We start from the raw sequence: 17,058 nt of genomic DNA, 5'->3' as shown, positions 1-17,058 counted from the left end.
CGGTGGGAGAGCGGCCACTCGACCACCGGAATCGCGTCACCACGCCGGACGGCGTGTCTTCACGAACCACTCCACACACAAAGGGGGAGCAGCATGCTGCTCTGGAAGAGAATCGCGGCCGTGTGCGCCGCGGCGAGCCTGCTCGCGGCGGGGACCGCGGCGGCCGCGCAACCGCCGGACGGGCGATCCCGGTCGGACGCCACCATCCGCTACACCGAATACGGCATCCCGCACATCGTCGCGAACGACTGGGCGAGCCTGGGCTTCGGGCAGGGATTCGCCGCGGCCAAGGACAACATCTGCGCGATCGCAGACGTCGCGGTCACGACGCGGGCCGAGCGTTCCCGCTGGCTCGGGCCGGACGCACCGCCGACGAGCGGGGTGAGCCAGGCGAGCACGAACCTCGCGAGCGACCTGTATTTCCAAGGCCTCAACGAAAGCGGCGCCGTCGAGCGGCTCCTGTCGGCGCCCGCGCCGCGCGGGCCGTACCGCGAGGTCCGCGAACTGATCCGCGGTTACGTCGAGGGGGTCAACAAGTACCTGCGCACCGGGGAGATCACCGATCCGGCTTGCCGGGGCGCGGGCTGGCTGAAGCCGATCACCGAACTGGACGTGTACCGCCACAGTCACGCGGTCGGCATGATCTTCGGCCAGGGCGGCGTCGCCGACTCGATCACCTCGTCGCTGCCCGGGGCCCCGCCCGCGGGCGGCGGTACCGAACAGATGCTCGGGGAGACCGGGATCGGCAGCAACGCGATCTCGATCGGCTCCTCCGCGTCGGCGAACGGACGCGGTGTCTCGCTGGCCAACCCGCACCTGCCGTGGCAGCTGAGCGGGACCAGGCTCTGGCAGTCACAGGTGACCTTGCCAGGCAAGCTCAACGTCAGCGGTGCGGGCATCCCCGGGATTCCGCTGATGTGGCTGGGGCACAACGAAACCGCGGCCTGGAGCGGAACCGCCACCGACACCACGCGCACGTACACGCTGTTCGAGCTGAAGCTCGTGCCCGGCTCGCCGACGACGTACCTGGTCGACGGGAAGCCCGAGCGGATGCGGCGTGCCGACGTGAGTGTGCTGTCGCGCAAGGCGGACGGCACCATGGAACGCGTCGTACGTCCACAGTGGACGACGAGGTACGGCCCGGTGACGACCCGGCTCGGGCAGCGCGAGCTGCCGTGGACGGCGTCGAGCGCGTTCGCCATCGCGGACGCCAACGCCACGAACCTCGGGATGACGAACTCCATGTTCTCGATCGCCCGCGCCCGGAGGGCGGGGGAGATGATCGGCGCGGTCCGCGAGACCCAAGGGCTGCCGTGGATGAACATCCTCGCCACCGACGACCGGGGCCGCGTGGAGTTCAGCCAGATCCACGGGGTCCCGCACGTCACCGACGAGAAGGCCGCGCGCTGCAACACGCCGCTGGGCAAGGAATTGTTCGACGCCAACGGGGTCGCGGTGCTCGACGGTTCCAAGACGGCGTGCGCCTGGGGCCGCGACCGGGACGCGCTGCGGCCGGGTACTTTCGGGCCGTCCAGCCTGCCCAGCCTGAGCCGGTCGGACTACGCGGCGAACTCGAACGACAGCTCTTGGCTGGTCAACCCCGCCGAGCCGAAGACCGGTTACCCCAGGATCGTGGGCCCGGTCCGCTACGAGCAGAACATGCGGACGCGTGCCGGCCTCGTCGAGATCGCGGATCAGCTGAAGAAGGGCGGCTTCACGGGGCAAGCGATGCGGGACCTGATGTTCTCGAATCGGGACCACGCCGCCGAACTCGTGCGGGCCGACGTCGTCGCGATGTGCCGCACGATGCCGGGGCTGGACGACGCTTGCGCGGCGCTGGCGGGCTGGGACGGTCGTTCGGACGCCGGCAGCCGGGGCGCGTTGCTCTTCGACCGGTTCTGGGCCGCGGTGGACCGGATGGGGCCGGAGATCTGGAAGAACCCGTTCGACGTCAAGGATCCGGTGCACACGCCGAACACGCTCGACACGGGGAACGCGGCGATCCGCAAGGCGCTCTCGGACGCCGCTTCGGAGTTGCGTGCGGCGAAGATCCCGCTCGACGCGCCGTACGGCGACAACCACTACGTCGTCCGCGACGGCCGGAAGATCCCGCTGGGCGGCGGAACCGCGGGCCGCGGGGTCTACAACTCCCTCGGCGGACCTTGGGATCCGGCCCGTGGGTACACCGAGTTCACGCACGGCGGGACGTATCTGCACGTCGTGGCGTTCAACGGGACCGGATGCCCGGACACGACGACGCTGATGACCTACTCGCAGTCCGCGAACCCGAAGTCTGCGCACCACAGCGACCAGACGGAGCTGTACTCGCGCAAGCAGTGGGTCGCCGAACGGTACTGCGAGAAGGACATCCTCGCGTCGCCGTCGCTCGAGGTGCTCCGGGTGAGCAGGCGATGATCGCGGCCATGCTCGCGGCCGTCGTGGCGGTCTCGTCACCGCTGCCCGCGGCGGTGACGGACGGCGAAGTCTCGTTCACCAGCCACGGAGTCACCCTGAGGGGAACGGTGGTCGCGCCGGAGGGCGGCGGGCCGGCGCCGGGCATCGTCATGGTGCACGGGTCCGGCGAACACGACCGGGACGATTACCGTGCCGAGGCGGAAGCCTTCGCCAAGGCGGGAATCGCGACCCTGATCTACGACAAGCGGACCGAGGGCTATTCGCTGTTCGAGCGAGACTACTCGGTCTTGGCCGACGACGCGCTCGCCGCCGTGCAGGCACTGCGCTCGCGTCCCGGCGTGGATCCGTCCCGCGTCGGGGTGTGGGGCTTGAGCGAAGGGGGCTGGGTCGCGCCCTTGGCGGCGTCGAAGTCGAAGGACGTCGCGTTCGCGGTCACCGTCGGCGCCAACGGGGTCTCGCCCGATCGTCAGCAGGCGTGGGCGCTCGAGACCTATCTACGGCGGGGCGGGGTCACCGGCTCGATGGTGGACATGGTGGCCTCGACGAACATGCGGACCCTCGCGGGTGCGGGTGCCTTCCCCGAGGCCGGATACGACCCGGTGCCGGTGCTGGAGAAGGTGCGGCAGCCGGTGCTCGGGCTGTGGGGTGAACTGGACCGGCTCACCCCGCCCGGCGAGGCCGTCCGGATCTTCCGGGAAACGCTGGACCGGGCGGGGAACCGGCAGTACACGCTGAAGGTGTTCCCCCAGGCCCAGCACGGGCTGCAGCAGACCACCGACGGTTTCGACAAGCTCGACGGCTTCGCCCCCGGTTACCTCGAACTCGTGGCGAACTGGGTGAACGGAACGAAGGACGGGCCGTCGGCCGATCCGCCTCCGGTCCAGGCGAGCCAGAGCGTCGCCCTCGCACCGCTCGCCTGGTACGAGGCGCCGTGGGTGCAGATCGGGGTCTGGGCGCTGGCGTTGCTCGCGTTCGCGGCCTATCCGGTGACGGCGTTGTTCCGGCGCAGGGAAAGCGTTCCGCTCGCCGGGCCCGCACGCTGGCTCGCGTCGACGGGGACGCTCGCCACGGCGGGGTTCCTCGCCTACTACATCGCCTTGTCGATGGGGGCGGCGATGGCGCCGGGTCCGGTCCTTTTCGGACGGACGTTGCCCTGGCTCGCGTTGCAGCTGATCGCGGTCGGCGTCGTCGCCGCCGGTGCGGTGACCGCGGTTTCGTGGTGGCGTGGGAAGGAACGCGGGGGAGTCCGGGTCGGCCTGCTGCTGGCGGGCGCCGCGTTGTTCGTCCCGTGGGCCGTCCACTGGGGACTGTTGGTGCCGTGAAATGAGCCTGGGTGCCGGGCGGCCACCCGGCACCCAGGCGTACGGAAGCCGCGTCACCACGCCCGAGGGCGTGTCTTCACGAACGGACCTCCGGGTCAGAAGATACTCAGGACTTCGGGGTGACGGCGAACCGGCGCAGTTCCAGTGCCGGGTTCTTGGCGCGTACCTCGGAGATCCGCTCGGCCGAGACCTCGCCGGTCGCCGTCCCCGTGCGCTCGCCGAGCGAGGCGACGACCACGCCCATCGGGTCGACGATCATGCTGTGTCCCGAACCGGCGGGCGCGGCCTGCCCCGACGCGACGAGGTAGATCGTGTTCTCGATCGCCCTGGCCCGGACCAGCGTGGTCCAGTGGTCCTCCTTGAGCGGTCCGGGCATCCACTCCGCGGGCAGGAGCACCGCGTCCGCGCCGGCGTCGACCAGGCGGCGGGTGACCTCCGGGAACCTGAGGTCGTAGCAGGTCTGGAGACCGAAGGTGATCCCGTCGACCTCGAACGTCTCCGGCGCTTCGATGTCGCCGGGCCGGACCAGCTCCGATTCGCGGAAACCGAAGGCGTCGTACAGGTGCAGCTTGCGGTAGAGCGCGGCGATGGCGCCGTCGGGACCGGCCGCGACGAGGGTGTTCGAGATCCGCTCGCCGCCGGGGAGCGCTTCGTTGATGCCCGCGACGACGGTGATCTGCCGGTCCTTCGCCAGCCCGCGCAGTTCGGTGACGAACGGGCCGTCGAGTTCTTCGGCCGAGGTCACGAATTCCCGGCTCATCGTCGGTACGGTGAACAACGAGTACTCGGGCAGCACGACCACTCGCGCCCCGCGATCGGTCGCTTCGCCGACGAGGGCGGCGACGCGGGCGAGGTTGGCCTCTTTGTCGTTGCCGGGCGCGAACTGCGCCACCGCGACGTGCACCATGGGACCCCTTCCGATAAGTGGAACTCTTGTATACATGATGGATACTTGGCTGGTCCAGGTGTAGGCTCAGTCGCGGAAAGTGACGGCATAGAGGGGGAACGAGATGACTGTGACCGCCGAAGGGGGCGGCCCGGCGCGTGAGCGGGTCTACACGTGGCTACGCGACGGAATCATCTCGGGTGAGCTGGAAGGCGGCCGCTTCCTCGACGAGATGTGGGTTTCCGGCGTCGTCGGCGTGTCGAGGACGCCGGTGCGCGAGGCGTTCCACCGGCTGGCCGCGGAGCGGTTCATCAGCCTGTTGCCGCGCAAGGGCGCGCAGGTGCGCACCGTCACCGCCAGGGAGCTCGAAGAGGTCTACCAGAGCAGGCGCCTGATCGAAGGGCACGCCATCGCGACGCTCTGCGCGAACCGCGCGGGGGCGCCGGCCGAACTGCCGGAACTCATCGAGGCGATGGCGAACTCCGGCGCCGAACGCGACTGGTTCGCCGTCTCGGGCTTCGACCGCCGCTTCCACCGCGCCATCGTGAACGCCGCGGGCAACACCGTCCTGACCGAGCTGTACGACACCCTGCGTTCGCGGCAACAACGCGTCACGGTCCGCGCGCTGGAGGCGCGGCCGGAACGGCTGACCGTGATCAACGAGGAACACCGGGCGCTCGTCGCCGCCCTGAACGACCACGATGCCAAGGAAGCGTCGCGGTTGCTGGAAGAGCATCTGCGCCCGGTGTCCGAAGTGATGTCGGTGCTGCCTCAGGAAGGCTGACCCGGCTGGTCGTGCGTCGAGCAGTGGATCCCGCCGCCGCCCGAGGCGATGGTCGGGATCTTCACCGGCACGATCTCGCGGCCGGGGAAGTGCTCGCGCAAGACCTGCTGGGCACGCTCGTCCGCCTCGGCGTCGCCGAACTTCGGCACGAAGACCGACTTGTTCGCGACGTAGAAGTTGGCGTACGAGATCACGCTGTCTTCGCCGTAGCCTTCGACCTTGTCCGGATCCGGCTGGACGAGGTCGACCACCTTGAAGGGTTTGCCGTCGGCGTCGGTGGCGTTCGCGAGTACCGACCTCGCCTGATCGGCCGCGCGGGACCATGAATCGGGCGGGGTCCCGGGCGCCGCCTTGTCCAGGAGGACGACGCCGGGCGCGGTGAACCGGGCCAGGCAATCGACGTGCGCGTCGGTGATGTCCTCGCCGCGTACACCGGCGAACCAGATGACCTTCCGGACGCCGAGCAGTTTCTTGAGTTCGTCTTCGATCTCCTGGCGGGTCCTTCCCTTGTTGCGGTTGTCGTTGACGAGTGAGCTTTCGGTGACCATCAACGTGCCGGCCCCGTCGGTCTCGAACGAGCCGCCCTCGGCGGTGATCCAGGTTTCCGTGCGGGCCAGGCCGTATTTGCCCAGCACGGACCTCGCGACGGCGTTGTCCTTGTCGTGCGGCTTCTGTTTGCCGCCCCAGCCGTTGAAGTTGAAATCGACCCCGGCGACCTTGCCGCCCTCCTCGACGAACACCGGGACGGTGTCGCGTGCCCACAGGTCGTCGACCGGGATCGGGACGACCTCGACGGTGTCCCCGCAAGCCTGCTGAGCGGCGTCGGCGTGCTCGGGCCGGGCGAGGAGCACCACCGGTTCGTAGTCGGCGATCGCCTTGGCCAGACCGGCGATCTCCTCGCGGACGGCGGGCAGATCCTCCGCCCAGATGGACTTCGACGCGGGCCACGACAGGTAGGTGCGCGCGTGACTTTCCCATTCGGCGCCCAGCCTGCGAGCCGCCGCCGCAGCGGGCTCGGGTGAGCCTGCCGCCGGAGCGGGCGTGGCCGGGTTCTCCGAACATCCCGCGCTCCCGACGGCGACGGCGCCGACCGCTGTCAGGGCGCGCAGGACTGTGCGACGGGGTAGGGACGAATCGAACACTCTGCACTCCTTGGTCGGACCGGTGCGGACACGATAGCATCCTGACTGAAAATTCAGTCAGGATGAACCCGCTAAGGTGATCACCCGTGTTCGAACGTCAGCAGAAGATCTTGGAAGCGGCCGTGCGGGTGATCGCGCGCAGTGGTGTGCGAGGCCTGCGGGTCGAGAAGATCGCGGCCGAGGCCGGGATCTCGACGTCGCTGATCTACTACCACTTCACGAACCGCGCCGGACTGCTGGGCAAGACGTTGGAATTCGTCAGCGATCGCGCCGCGGCGTACACCGAGGAGGCCGCTGTCGAGGCGGCGGATCCCCGCGCCGAGCTCGAACTCCTGCTGTTCGGGGAACTTCAGGACACGCAGGCGGTGCGGGAGAACAGCACCGCCTGGGGCGAGCTGCGGGCCAGTGCCGTGTTCACCCCGGAACTGCGCGAACCGCTGGCCGAGTCGACCCGGATCTGGGTGGACGAGGTCGCCGAGGTGATCCGGCGGGTCGACGGCGCCGATGTCCGGGCCGAAGACGCCGCCGAACGGCTCACCGGCCTGGTCGAAGGGCTCAGCGAGCGGTGGCTTTCTGGTTCGATGGAGCTGGACCGGGCGCGGGAACTCCTGAGGGGCGCGATCGCGCTGGAACTGGACAGGGCGGGGACCTGATGGGGCTCGAGAAGATCGTCGGTGTCATGCGTGACAACCTCACCGTCCGGCGTGTCTACGGCGAACCGGTGGAGAAGGACGGCGTCGTGATCATCCCGGCCGCGAGTGTCATCGGCGGTGGTGGCGGCGGGCACGGCAGCGAACAGGGCAAGGAAGGTGAGGGCGGCGGCTTCATCCTCGCCGCGCGTCCCGTCGGCGCCTACGTGGTCAAGGGCGGCGACGTGCGCTGGGTTCCTTCGGTGGACGTGACCTTCCTCGGCGCGGTGTTCGCGGTCATGGTCGCCGCGATCCACCGGTCATCCCGGCGAGGATCAGCTCGATCCCGGTGAGGAACTGCTCCCGGTCGTCGTGCTCGCGGACCTCGTCGGCGATGGACCGGAGGAAGGGGAACTCGGCGGGGTCGAGGTCTTCCCACGCGTTCGCCGCGGCGCGAAGGAATTCGGCGCGGTCCACCCCGGGCCCGAGCACCCGGGAGTTCGCCGCGTTCTGGCCCGCGGCGCCGAAGACGTAGTGCACCAGCGCCGAGGTCGCGGTGAACCAGGTGGTTTCCTGGATGCACAGCGCGCTGACCCGCTGTCCGATGGCTTCGAAGATCCGCGGTGTCACCGAACCCCGAGGGCTGCGGGAAAGCTGGAGGGCGAGCTGCGGGGAAAGCCACGGGTGGCGCTCGATCGCTTCGAACAGACTCAGGCCGATGGCCCGGATCTCGTCCTGGGGCGAGCCTCCGGCGTCGACGGTCAGGGCGGTGGCGATGACGGACGCGGTCGCGGCATCGAGCAGGGCGCCCTTGTTCGGTACGTGCCAGTAGATCGCCCCGGGACCGGTGGCGAGGCGCTCGGTCAACGTCCGGAAGGTGAGCCCGCGTTCGCCGTCCGCGTCGAGCAGTTCGACGGCCGCTTCGACGATGCGCTCGCGGGACAAAGCCTCCGCGCGGGTCCGTGGTGCCATGCCGTTCATCCTGGCAGAGCGCGGATCGATGACTTTCGGGCTAGTTTCCCCGTATGGCGAAAAGCTCGGCGGTGGAGATCGAGGTCGGCGACCGGACGGTGCGCGTCTCGAACCCGGATCGTGTCTATTTCCCGGCGCGGGGTGAGACGAAACTCGACCTCGTCGAGTACTACCTCGCGGTCGGCGACGGGATCGTGCGGGCGCTGCGGGAACGGCCGTGCATGCTGCACCGTTTCCCGTCCGGGGTGTCGGGGGACAAGGTCCACCAGAAACGGGTCCCGAACGGTGCCCCGGACTGGCTGCAGACCGTCCGCGTCGACTTCCCGTCCGGCAGGCACGCCTACGAACTGTGCGTCACCCATCCCGCCGACGTGATCTGGGCGGTGCAGATGTCGACCGTGGAGTTCCATCCGTGGAACTCCCGCCGCGCCGACACCGAACGCCCCGACGAGTGGCGGATCGACCTCGACCCGATGCCCGACTGCCCGTTCTCCACCGTGCGGAAGGTCGCCGGCACCGTCCGCGAGATTTTGGACGAACTCGGCATCACCGGCTTCCCGAAGACCTCCGGCGGGCACGGCATGCACGTCTACGTCCGGATCGAACCGCGGTGGGGTTTCCAGGAGGTGCGCCGGGCGGCGCTCGCCTTCGCGCACGAGGTCGAGCGGCGGATGCCTGACGAGGTGACCACGACCTGGTGGCGCAAGGACCGCGATCCCTCGAAGCTGTTCGTGGACTACAACCAGAACGCCCGCGACCACACCATCGCGAGCGCGTACTCGGTCCGCGGCGTGCCCGAAGCCGTCGTCTCGACCCCGATCCGCTGGGACGAGGTGGACGACGTCGAACCCCGCGACTTCACGATCGCCACCGTGCCCGCGCGTTTCGCCGAACTCGGCGACCTGCACGCGGGCATCGACGACACGGCGTACTCGCTCGACACCCTGCTCGAATGGGCCGATCGCGACGGCCTCGATACCGACGGCGAGTGACCCCCTTCCCGCATTCAGAGGACTAAATGCGGGGAGGCGTGGGCCTTGCCCGGTGGCGTTGCGAAAGCCACTTTCGCAACGTTGAAGGTTGCGAAAGTGGCTTTCGCAACGCCAGCTGCTGCCGTCTCCCGCAAAGCCCGCGACCATCACCTCGGCGCCGACTCGGAGTGTCGCGAAAGCCACTTTCGAGACATCTGGTGTCCCGAAAGTGGCTTTCGCGACGCGTGCGATCCCGTGCCTTCCCGCATTCAGAGGACTAAATGCGGGAAGGGGACAGGGCGTCACTTGCCGACGTAGGCCGCCAGGTGTTCACCGGTGAGCGTCGAAGCGCTCGCGACGAGGTCGGACGGCGTGCCCTCGAAGACGATCTTGCCGCCGTCGTGCCCGGCGCCGGGGCCGAGGTCGATGATCCAGTCGGCGTGCGCCATGACCGCCTGGTGGTGCTCGATCACGATCACCGACTTGCCCGCGTCGACGAGCCGGTCCAGCAGCCCGAGCAGGTTCTCGACGTCGGCGAGGTGCAGACCGGTGGTCGGCTCGTCGAGGATGTAGACGCCGCCCTTGTCGCCCATGTGCGTCGCGAGCTTCAGCCGCTGCCGCTCGCCGCCGGAAAGCGTGGTGAGCGGCTGGCCGAGGCTGAGGTAGCCGAGCCCGACGTCGTCGAGCCTGCTGAGGATCGCGTGCGCGGCGGGAATGCGTCCGTCGCCCTCGCCGAAGAACTTCACGGCCTCGGACACCGGCATCTCCAGTGCCTCGCTGATGTTCTTGCCTCCGAAGGTGTACTCCAGCACCGAAGCCTGGAACCGCTTGCCTTCGCATTCCTCGCAGGTGGTCGCGGTGCCCGCCATGATGCCGAGGTCGGTGTAGATGACCCCCGCGCCGTTGCAGGTCGGGCAGGCGCCCTCGGAGTTGGCGCTGAACAGCGCCGGCTTCACGCCGTTGGCCTTGGCGAACGCCTTGCGGATCGGTTCGAGCAGTCCGGTGTAGGTGGCGGGGTTGCTCCGCCGCGAGCCGCGGATGGGGGTCTGGTCGACCGAGACCACGCCCTCGTCGGCCGGGATCGATCCGTGGAGCAGGGAGCTCTTGCCGGAGCCCGCGACGCCGGTGACGACGCACAGGACGCCGAGCGGGACGTCGACGTCCACGTTCCGGAGGTTGTGCCGGTCCGCGCCGCGGATCTCCAGTTTGCCGGTGGGCTTGCGGACGCTGTCCTTGAGCGATGCCCGGTCGTCGAGGTGCCTGCCGGTGATGGTGTCGCTGGCGCGCAGGCCGTCGACGGTGCCCTCGAAGCAGATCGTCCCGCCCGCGGTGCCCGCGCCGGGGCCGAGGTCGACGACGTGGTCGGCGATGGCGATGGTCTCCGGCTTGTGCTCGACGACCAGCACCGTGTTGCCCTTGTCCCGCAACTGCTGGAGCAGGTTGTTCATCCGCTGGATGTCGTGCGGGTGCAGCCCGATGGTGGGCTCGTCGAACACGTAGGTGACGTCGGTGAGCGAAGACCCGAGGTGCCGGATCATCTTCGTGCGCTGCGCCTCGCCACCCGAAAGCGTGCCGGACGGCCGGTCGAGGGAGAGGTAGCCGAGTCCGATGTCGACGAAGGAGTCGAGCGTGTGCTGGAGCTTCTCCAGCAGCGGCGCCACCGACGGCTCCTTGAGCCCGCGGACCCAGTCGGCCAGGTCGCTGATCTGCATCCGGCAGGCGTCGGCGATGTTGATCCGCTTGATCTTCGACGACCGCGCGAGGTCGCTGAGCCTGCTCCCGTCGCATTCCGGGCAGACCGCGAAGGTGACCGCCCGGTCCACGAACGTGCGGATATGCGGCTGCATCGCCTCGCGGTCCTTGGACAGGAACGACTTCTGGATCGTGGGGATCAGCCCCGAGTAGGTCAGGTTGATGCCGTCGATCTTGAGTTTGACCGGCTCCTTGTAGAGCAGATCGTCCAGCTGCCGCTTGGTGTACTTCTTGATCGGCTTGTCCGGGTCGAAGAACCCGCAGCCGCGCAGGATGCGGCCGTACCAGCCCTCCATGGAGAAACCGGGGATCGTCAGCGCGCCCTCGTTGAGGGATTTGGTGTCGTCGTACAGCGCGGTGAGGTCGATGTCGTTGACCTTGCCCCGGCCTTCGCACCGGGCGCACATCCCGCCGGTGATGCTGAATTCGCGGCGTTCCTTGGTGGTCCGGCCGCTCTTCTCGATGGTCACGGCGCCCGCGCCGGAGATCGAAGCGACGTTGAACGAGAACGCCTGCGGCGAACCGATGTGCGGTTTCCCGATCCGGCTGAAGAGGATGCGGAGCATCGCGTACGCGTCGGTGGCGGTGCCGACCGTGGAGCGCGGGTCGGAGCCCATCCGCTGCTGGTCGACGATGATCGCGGTGGTCAGGCCGTCGAGCACGTCGACCTCGGGCCGGGCCAACGTCGGCATGAAGCCCTGCACGAAGGTGCTGTACGTCTCGTTGATCAGCCGCTGCGACTCGGCCGCGATCGTGTCGAAGACCAGGGAGCTCTTGCCCGATCCGGAGACGCCGGTGAACACCGTCAGCCGTCGCTTCGGCAGCTCGACGGCGACGTTCTTGAGGTTGTTCTCGTTCGCCCCCACGACGCGGATCAGGTCGTGGCTGTCGGCGGGGTGTTCCTCGGGCGCCTGCGGCCGGGAGGTCTTGCGCATCGTTTCTCCATCCTCATGGGGGCCGCGTGACGTTCCGTCAGCCTCACCGGGCTCGATCTAACCAGCTTCGAGCCGTTCGTCTTCGACGACGATCACGCTAGGTGAGTTCGGGGGCCTTCCGCTTCTCGATTCCTGATCCGTCTTCCCGGAGCAGGGGAGCGACGAGCTTCTCGCCCTCGGGCCACGGCCCGTGCGCTCCGGTGAGGTGTCCGACGAGACCGATGTCCGCGAATCCGGCGCCCCAGACCCCGGCGAAGTACCGGGCGCGGGCCGGGGTCATCCAGCGGTCGTTCGCGCTCGCGGCGACGACGGCGGGGAAGGGGAGGCGGAGGCGGGGGATCGGGGCGAACCCGGCCAGCGCGGGTTCGGGGTTCTCCTCGACGTCGGGCGGCGTGACGAACAGGGCGCCGCGCACTGGCCGGTCGCCCCCGGCCGCGAGCCAGTGCAGCACGGTCAGGCAGCCGAGACTGTGCGCCACCAGCACCGGAGGATCGGCCGCTTCCGCGATCGCCTCGTCCAGCCGGGCGACCCAGTCCTCGCGGACGGGTGAGTCCCAGTCGTCCTGGACGAACCTTTTCGAACCCGGGTAACGGTCGAGCCAGACGGACTGCCAGTCCCCGGGCTCGGGACCGAACCAGCCGTCGGCGAAGAGCAAGGTCATGGGCCCCAGTATTCAGACGCTCCAGCCCTCGCTCTTGGTCGCCTTCAGGTAGTCCTCGACCGGCGGCCCGACCGGCCTGCCCTCGTACTGCGTCGACAGCACCACCGACGACCTGATCTCGCCGTGTTTGCCCAGCCGTTCGAAGAGACCTTCGAGATGTTCGAGCGATACGGCCCGCACCTTCAGCATGGTGCAGCGGTCTCCGCTGAGCCGGTGCAGTTCGACCACCTCGGGGTAGTCCTCCGACTTGCTGGTGCGCAGCAGACAGCTGCCCAGCGAGCAGCGCATCTCGACGAACGCCTGCAGGCCGTACCCGGCGCGGTGCGCGTCCACCTGGGCGCGATACCCGGTGATGACGCCCGCCTCCTCCAGCCGCCGGACCCGTTCGGCGACAGCGGGCGCCGAGAGGTTCACGCGGCGGCCCAGTTCCTTGAACGAGAGCCGGCCGTCGGCCTGGAGTGTTTCGAGGAGCCGCCAGTCGAGGTCGTCCAGCGCCCTTTCCGATCGTAAGGTCATCGCGCCCGGATTCCTTCCATGATGCGCCTCGCACCCCCGCGAGGCCTTCGTCAGCCTATTCGCCGCGGCGCCGGGAATCCCTAGGTTTGAATCATGAAACCGATGTTCGCGCTCTTCATGGGCGTCGCCTGTCTCAGCACCGCGGTCGTCGGCCTGTCCACCACGGCCGCGTTGATCATGGTCGAGCACGCAGGCGCGGCGTGGAGCGGATTGCCGAGCGCCGTGCTGGTACTCGGTTCCGCCGTGGGTTCGCTGTCGTCGGGAGCGCTGGCCGCGCGGTTCGGCAGGCGCCTCGTCCTGGTGCTGCTGTACGGCGCCGCGGTGACGGGCGCGCTGGTCTCATTCGCCGGTGTGCTCGGCGGATCCGTGCTCGCGCTGGTGGCGGGGATGCCCTTGATCGGCTTCGGCAACAGCGGGGCGCAGCTGTCCCGGTACACCGCGGCCGACCTGTCGCCCGAGCACCGCAAGGGTTTCGCACTGTCCACAATGGTCTGGGCGGGGACGGTCGGCGCGGTCGCGGGGCCCGCCCTGATCGCGCCAGCCGCGGCGAGGGCGGAAGCCGCCGATCTTCCCGCTTTGTCCGGTCCGATCGCGGCGGGGGCGATCGTCGTGGCCATCGCCGTGGTCGCCGTCGCCACCCTGCCGCGTGGCCTCGCCGCTCCGGCGGAGGGCGCGCCCGAACGGGAGCGGATGTCCGTGCGGAACCCCGCCGTCCTCGGGCCGCTCGTGGCGATGGTCGGCGCGCAGCTGGCGATGGTGGCGGTGATGACGATGACCCCGGTCCAGTTGCACGAGCACGGCCAAGGTCTCGACGTCGTCGGCTGGGTGCTGAGCGCCCATCTGGTCGGGATGTTCGCGCTGGCGCCGTTGTCCGGCTGGATCGCCGACCGCTGGGGCGGCCGCGCGGCCATCTTCGGCGGGATCGGGACGCTCACCGTCGCGGCGGTCACCGTGATCGGCGCCCCCGATTCGCATCACGTGGGAATCCCGGTCGCACTGTTCCTGCTGGGCTACGGCTGGAACCTGGTCTTCGTCGGCGGCAGCAGCATGCTCAGCCGCGATCTTCCGGCCGCTCAGCGGTCGAGGGCGCAGGGCACGGTCGACGCCTTCGTCTGGGGGACTTCGGCCGGGGCGAGCCTGCTCGCCGGGCAGCTGTTCGGCCTGGGTGGCTACGTCCTGGTCGGCGTCGCGGGTGGTCTGTGCGCCCTCGCCCCGCTCGCGGTGCTCGCCCGGCGGCCGGTCGTGCGGGAGCCCGGTGAAAAAGCCGGGCTCCGCTGATCTGCGAAAGCCCGGCGCAGCCGTCATACTGCTTCACTCCGACGCGAACGAACCCGTGATGACGCAGATCACGTGGGTGACCGATTCGGAGGGTCCTAGGGTGAAAGCACACAAGGTGCGGGAGATCGGGGGTGCACGATGAGCGAGTTCGCGGTGAATCTGCGGGACCGGGTACGGCAGGCGAGGGAGGACGTTCAGATCGCCAAGCAGGCCTCTGACGAGGACCGGGCCTCGGCCGTCGGCGCCGATCTGGCCAACCTGGAGCGACTGGCCGCCGAACACGGGGTCGACCTGCCGGAGCAGGCCTCGGGGGACAACCGGGCGTGACCCGGGTTCCAGGCCGGTGATCGGCCTTTGACACCCTGGGGCGTGTGACCGAAAGCCTGAACCGGATCCGCGCCTTCCTGGCGGATCGCGAGCCGCCGACGCCGTGCCTGGTCGTCGACACCGACCTGGTCGCGGAGCGTGCGGCCGCGGTCTCGGCGGCTTTCCCGGGTGCGCTGATCCGTTACGCGGTCAAGGCGAACCCGGCTCCCGAGGTACTCGACGCGGTGGCGTCGACCGGCGCGGGATTCGACGTGGCGGGTACGGCGGAGATCGAACTGTGCCTGTCCCGCGGCGCACGGCCGGCGGAACTGGCGTACGGCAACACGATCAAGAAACCGGCGGACATCGCCTTCGCCTATGCGCGCGGAGTCCGTGAATTCACCACGGACTCCGCCGGCGATCTGGCGAATCTGGCCGAGCACGCGCCCGGTTCGCTGGTCTCGGTCCGCCTGCTCACCGGTGGCCCGGACTCGGTCACGCCGTTCGGCCACAAGTTCGGCTGCGAACCGGCGGTGGCCGCGGCCCTGCTCCGCCAGGCCGTGGAAGCCGGGCTGCGCCCGGGAATCGCGTTCCACGTCGGTTCGCAGCAGCCGGATCCGGCCGCCTGGGAGATCGGGATCGCGACCGCGGCCAAGGTCGCCGCCGAGGCGGGCGTCGTACTGGAGCGGCTCAACATCGGAGGCGGTTTCGCCACCGAGCATCGGGAACCCGTGCCGTCGCTGACGGACTACGCGGCGGCGATCCACGCCGCCCTCCGCGAGCATCTCCCGGAGCCGGAACTGTTGCTGGAGCCGGGCCGCGTGATCGTCGCCGACGCCGGGCTGATCAGGACCGAAGTCGTCCTCGTGACCACTCGCGCGGCCGCCGACGAACGCCGCTGGGTCTATCTCGACGTCGGCAGGTACAACGGAATGGCGGAGTGCGAGAACGAAGCCGTCGCGTATCGGCTGGAGCCCGTCGGCGTCAAGGGACCGCAAGGACCGGTGGTCCTCGCGGGGCCGACCTGCGATGGTGATGACGTGTTGTACCAGCGGACGCCGTGCGCGCTGCCGAGGTCGTTGAAGGCGGGCGACCGGCTGGACATCCCGGGCACCGGGGCGTACACCGCCAGCTATTCTTCCGTCGCTTTCAACGGAATCGAGCCGTTGCGCACCTATTGTGTGGGGAGGTTCGCCGATGCCGGGTGAAGAACCACTCGTCGGCCGGTTCGCCGGCCGCCACGTACTCGCGGAGTTCGAGGGGATCGAGCCGTCGTTGCTCGACGACGCCGTACTCCTCAAGAAGACCCTCGCCGAAGCGGTGACCGAGGCGGGGGCGACGGTCTGCGAGGTCGTGTCGCATTCCTTCGCCCCGCAAGGGGTCACGGTGCTCGCGCTGCTGGCCGAATCGCACGCGTCGGTGCACACCTATCCGGAGATCGGCTCGGTGTTCGTCGACGTGTTCACCTGCGGGGACCGGGCGGATCCGGAGCGCGCGGTCGCGCTGCTGGCGAAGATGCTGGGCGCCGGCACCGTCCGGATGTCCACTGTGGAACGAGGAGAGAACTGATGGCGCAGCGAGTGATCGTCGAGCCGATGGGCGCGGGGCTCACCCGGAACTGGGATGTCGAGGAGGTCCTGTTCGAGGGCCGCACCGCGTTCCAGAATGTCCTCATCGGACGGACCGCGCAGGGGATCTCGCTCTTCTGCGACGACGAACGGCAGAGCACCGAGCTGAGCCAGCTCGTCTACCACGAGGCGCTGATGGTGCCGACGCTGCTGCTCGCCGAACGTGTCGAGCGGGTGCTGATCATCGGGTCCAGCGAAGGGGCCGCGTCCCAGCTCGCCGTCGCGGCCGGGGCGGAGGTGGTCGACCACGTCGACATCGACGCCGAAGCGGTGCGTGTCTGCGCCGAGCATCTTCCGTACGGCTACACCCTCGACGATCTCGCCCGTGCCGAACGCGGGGAGGGGAAGGTCCGTGTCCACTACCGCGACGGCTGGGAGTTCCTCGCCGAAGCCCAGGAGCGCGGCGACTCCTACGACGTGGTCGTGATCGACCTGCCGGACGAGAACGACGATCCGGCGGCGCAGCACAACCGGTTGTACGGAACCGACTTCCTGGCGCGGTGCACGGCGCTGCTCACCGACGGTGGCGTGGTCGGCTGTCAGGCGGGCTGCCCGACGCTGTGGCGCAACCAGACGCTGATCACGGCGTGGCGCAGGTTCACCGAGTCGTTCGGGACAGTGCTCTACTACGGTTCGGACGAGCACGAGTGGGCCTTCCTGACCGGCAGGGCCGACGCGCTCGCCGATCCCGGTGCCCTCGTCGCGGAAAGGATCGGCAAGGCGGGAATCGGGGAGTCCACTATGGACGAAGACGCGCTGAGGGCGAACACGGTGCCGCCGTTTTCCTTGCGGAGCCACTGAGAACCCGACGACCGTCACTCGCCGGGACCATCGGTCGCCGCTGTGCGTGGCGCTCGGTCA

17 protein-coding genes are annotated in these 17,058 nt (G+C 69.3%); 11 read left to right on the top strand and 6 right to left on the bottom strand.

Going from position 1 to position 17,058, the window contains the following annotated elements; genetic code table 11:
• Positions 1–93: 93 nt before the first annotated feature.
• Positions 94–2,415: a penicillin acylase family protein gene (locus AMK34_RS06570; protein ID WP_073843645.1), complete on the top strand. Its 2,322-nt coding sequence runs from the start codon at positions 94–96 to the stop codon at positions 2,413–2,415.
• Complete coding sequence (locus AMK34_RS06565) at positions 2,412–3,737, top strand: alpha/beta hydrolase family protein (protein ID WP_143202344.1); 1,326 nt, start codon at positions 2,412–2,414, stop codon at positions 3,735–3,737. The genes AMK34_RS06570 and AMK34_RS06565 overlap by 4 nt, the downstream gene beginning before the upstream one ends.
• Positions 3,738–3,843: 106 nt before the next feature.
• Here AMK34_RS06565 and AMK34_RS06560 read toward each other — a convergent pair whose 3' ends face one another.
• A complete protein-coding gene (locus tag AMK34_RS06560; RefSeq protein ID WP_073843643.1) occupies positions 3,844–4,644 on the bottom strand; it encodes a carbon-nitrogen hydrolase family protein in 801 nt (266 codons plus the stop codon).
• A 103-nt stretch (positions 4,645–4,747) separates the two neighbouring features.
• On the opposite strand from AMK34_RS06560, the gene AMK34_RS06555 reads away from it, so the two are divergent.
• Entirely contained in the window at positions 4,748–5,407 is a 660-nt protein-coding gene (locus AMK34_RS06555; protein WP_198941635.1) for a GntR family transcriptional regulator, read from the top strand.
• On the opposite strand, the gene AMK34_RS06550 is transcribed toward AMK34_RS06555, so the two are convergent.
• Positions 5,395–6,549, bottom strand: a complete 1,155-nt coding sequence (locus tag AMK34_RS06550) for an agmatine deiminase family protein (protein ID WP_073843641.1) — start codon at positions 6,547–6,549, stop codon at positions 5,395–5,397. The genes AMK34_RS06555 and AMK34_RS06550 overlap by 13 nt on opposite strands.
• Positions 6,550–6,635: 86 nt before the next feature.
• Between AMK34_RS06550 and AMK34_RS06545 the strand changes: the two genes are divergently transcribed.
• Positions 6,636–7,202, top strand: a complete 567-nt coding sequence (locus AMK34_RS06545) for a TetR/AcrR family transcriptional regulator (RefSeq protein ID WP_073843639.1) — start codon at positions 6,636–6,638, stop codon at positions 7,200–7,202.
• Positions 7,202–7,531, top strand: coding sequence for a sporulation protein (locus AMK34_RS06540; protein ID WP_037338814.1), 330 nt, complete (start codon positions 7,202–7,204; stop codon positions 7,529–7,531). The genes AMK34_RS06545 and AMK34_RS06540 overlap by 1 nt, the downstream gene beginning before the upstream one ends.
• Here the strand turns inward: AMK34_RS06540 and AMK34_RS06535 are convergent.
• A complete protein-coding gene (locus AMK34_RS06535) occupies positions 7,476–8,150 on the bottom strand; it encodes a TetR family transcriptional regulator (RefSeq protein ID WP_073844626.1) in 675 nt (224 codons plus the stop codon). The two genes, AMK34_RS06540 and AMK34_RS06535, sit on opposite strands and share 56 nt — an antisense overlap.
• A 53-nt stretch (positions 8,151–8,203) precedes the next feature.
• Here AMK34_RS06535 and ligD point away from each other — a divergent pair, with 53 nt between their 5' ends.
• Positions 8,204–9,142 (top strand): non-homologous end-joining DNA ligase, encoded by a 939-nt coding sequence (ligD, locus tag AMK34_RS06530; protein WP_174492027.1) that lies wholly within the window; start codon positions 8,204–8,206, stop codon positions 9,140–9,142.
• A gap of 281 nt (positions 9,143–9,423) precedes the next feature.
• On the opposite strand, the gene AMK34_RS06525 is transcribed toward ligD, so the two are convergent.
• From AMK34_RS06525 to AMK34_RS06515, 3 genes are all read right to left on the bottom strand, one after another.
• Positions 9,424–11,808 (bottom strand): ATP-binding cassette domain-containing protein, encoded by a 2,385-nt coding sequence (locus tag AMK34_RS06525; RefSeq protein ID WP_073843637.1) that lies wholly within the window; start codon positions 11,806–11,808, stop codon positions 9,424–9,426.
• Positions 11,809–11,905: 97 nt separating this feature from the next.
• Positions 11,906–12,469: an RBBP9/YdeN family alpha/beta hydrolase gene (locus tag AMK34_RS06520; protein WP_051972488.1), complete on the bottom strand. Its 564-nt coding sequence runs from the start codon at positions 12,467–12,469 to the stop codon at positions 11,906–11,908.
• A gap of 12 nt (positions 12,470–12,481) precedes the next feature.
• Entirely contained in the window at positions 12,482–12,985 is a 504-nt protein-coding gene (locus AMK34_RS06515; protein WP_037338807.1) for an Lrp/AsnC family transcriptional regulator, read from the bottom strand.
• A gap of 93 nt (positions 12,986–13,078) precedes the next feature.
• Between AMK34_RS06515 and AMK34_RS06510 the strand changes: the two genes are divergently transcribed.
• From AMK34_RS06510 to AMK34_RS06490, 5 genes are all read left to right on the top strand, one after another.
• Positions 13,079–14,263 carry an MFS transporter gene (locus AMK34_RS06510; RefSeq protein WP_073843635.1) on the top strand — a complete coding sequence of 395 codons (1,185 nt, stop codon included), beginning with the start codon at positions 13,079–13,081 and terminating at the stop codon, positions 14,261–14,263.
• A 138-nt stretch (positions 14,264–14,401) separates the two neighbouring features.
• The gene (locus AMK34_RS06505; RefSeq protein ID WP_037338802.1) at positions 14,402–14,590 is read left to right on the top strand and encodes a hypothetical protein; all 189 of its coding nucleotides are present in this window, start codon (positions 14,402–14,404) and stop codon (positions 14,588–14,590) included.
• 44 nt (positions 14,591–14,634) lie between these two features.
• Positions 14,635–15,777 (top strand): type III PLP-dependent enzyme, encoded by a 1,143-nt coding sequence (locus AMK34_RS06500; protein ID WP_038512681.1) that lies wholly within the window; start codon positions 14,635–14,637, stop codon positions 15,775–15,777.
• Positions 15,767–16,138, top strand: coding sequence for an adenosylmethionine decarboxylase (speD, locus tag AMK34_RS06495; protein WP_016334696.1), 372 nt, complete (start codon positions 15,767–15,769; stop codon positions 16,136–16,138). Before AMK34_RS06500 ends, speD begins: the two co-directional genes overlap by 11 nt.
• A complete protein-coding gene (locus AMK34_RS06490; protein WP_073843633.1) occupies positions 16,138–16,998 on the top strand; it encodes a spermidine synthase in 861 nt (286 codons plus the stop codon). Before speD ends, AMK34_RS06490 begins: the two co-directional genes overlap by 1 nt.
• The last annotated feature ends 60 nt before the right edge of the window (positions 16,999–17,058 follow it).

It is taken from the genome of Amycolatopsis sp. CB00013, from assembly GCF_001905755.1.
Classification (GTDB): Bacteria; Actinomycetota; Actinomycetes; order Mycobacteriales; family Pseudonocardiaceae; genus Amycolatopsis; species Amycolatopsis japonica.
The sequence above is the reverse complement of the archived record's forward strand: the minus strand, read 5'-3'. Positions and strand labels throughout refer to the sequence as shown.

Excerpts from the sequence above, each read along its gene's own strand:
- AMK34_RS06570 (WP_073843645.1), top strand. The coding sequence starts at position 94 with ATGCTGCTCTGGAAGAGAATCGCGGCCGTGTGCGCCGCGGCGAGCCTG.
- AMK34_RS06565 (WP_143202344.1), top strand. The coding sequence starts at position 2,412 with ATGATCGCGGCCATGCTCGCGGCCGTCGTGGCGGTCTCGTCACCGCTG.
- AMK34_RS06560 (WP_073843643.1), bottom strand. The coding sequence starts at position 4,644 with ATGGTGCACGTCGCGGTGGCGCAGTTCGCGCCCGGCAACGACAAAGAG.
- AMK34_RS06555 (WP_198941635.1), top strand. The coding sequence starts at position 4,748 with ATGACTGTGACCGCCGAAGGGGGCGGCCCGGCGCGTGAGCGGGTCTAC.
- AMK34_RS06540 (WP_037338814.1), top strand. The coding sequence starts at position 7,202 with ATGGGGCTCGAGAAGATCGTCGGTGTCATGCGTGACAACCTCACCGTC.
- AMK34_RS06535 (WP_073844626.1), bottom strand. The coding sequence starts at position 8,150 with ATGGCACCACGGACCCGCGCGGAGGCTTTGTCCCGCGAGCGCATCGTC.
- ligD (WP_174492027.1), top strand. The coding sequence starts at position 8,204 with ATGGCGAAAAGCTCGGCGGTGGAGATCGAGGTCGGCGACCGGACGGTG.
- AMK34_RS06525 (WP_073843637.1), bottom strand. The coding sequence starts at position 11,808 with ATGCGCAAGACCTCCCGGCCGCAGGCGCCCGAGGAACACCCCGCCGAC.
- AMK34_RS06520 (WP_051972488.1), bottom strand. The coding sequence starts at position 12,469 with ATGACCTTGCTCTTCGCCGACGGCTGGTTCGGTCCCGAGCCCGGGGAC.
- AMK34_RS06515 (WP_037338807.1), bottom strand. The coding sequence starts at position 12,985 with ATGACCTTACGATCGGAAAGGGCGCTGGACGACCTCGACTGGCGGCTC.
- AMK34_RS06510 (WP_073843635.1), top strand. The coding sequence starts at position 13,079 with ATGAAACCGATGTTCGCGCTCTTCATGGGCGTCGCCTGTCTCAGCACC.
- AMK34_RS06505 (WP_037338802.1), top strand. The coding sequence starts at position 14,402 with ATGAGCGAGTTCGCGGTGAATCTGCGGGACCGGGTACGGCAGGCGAGG.
- speD (WP_016334696.1), top strand. The coding sequence starts at position 15,767 with ATGCCGGGTGAAGAACCACTCGTCGGCCGGTTCGCCGGCCGCCACGTA.
- AMK34_RS06490 (WP_073843633.1), top strand. The coding sequence starts at position 16,138 with ATGGCGCAGCGAGTGATCGTCGAGCCGATGGGCGCGGGGCTCACCCGG.